Source organism: Halomonas sp. ATBC28 (assembly GCF_005937175.1).
Classification (GTDB): Bacteria; Pseudomonadota; Gammaproteobacteria; order Pseudomonadales; family Halomonadaceae; genus Vreelandella; species Vreelandella titanicae.
This window is the reverse complement of the sequence record NZ_VCQL01000168.1, coordinates 1-402: the sequence shown is the minus strand read 5'-3', so window position 1 is coordinate 402 and position 402 is coordinate 1. Positions and strand designations below refer to the sequence as shown.

At 46.0% G+C, this 402-nt stretch carries 1 protein-coding gene; it reads left to right on the top strand.

Features of this window, described 5'->3' with window-relative positions:
- Positions 1-120 precede the first annotated feature (120 nt).
- A partial coding sequence (locus E0L35_RS25860; protein WP_138801759.1) for a helix-turn-helix domain-containing protein occupies positions 121-402 on the top strand: 282 nt, incomplete at its 3' end.

Below are 402 nucleotides of genomic sequence, written 5' to 3'. Positions count from 1 at the left end.
CGGGGACAACGAAGCAGACGCTACCAGTGCTTTTGCCTTCGCCCTTGCTATTTTTGATACACTTAGGGCCCAGGGTATAACGAAAATGTGCGATATGACAAAGAATTAACGGAGAATGAGATGATCAGGCAGAAGATTCTACAGCAGCTCCTGGAGTGGATTGAGTGCAATCTTGAGCACCCTATTTCAATCGAAGATATCGCACAGAAATCTGGCTACAGCAGACGCAACATCCAGCTTCTGTTCCGAAATTTCATGCATGTGCCTTTGGGAGAATACATTCGCAAACGAAGGCTTTGTCGTGCCGCCATTCTTGTCCGGCTCACCGCGAAATCTATGCTTGATATTGCACTCTCTTTGCATTTTGATTCACAGCAGTCATTCAGCCGCGAATTTAAAAAG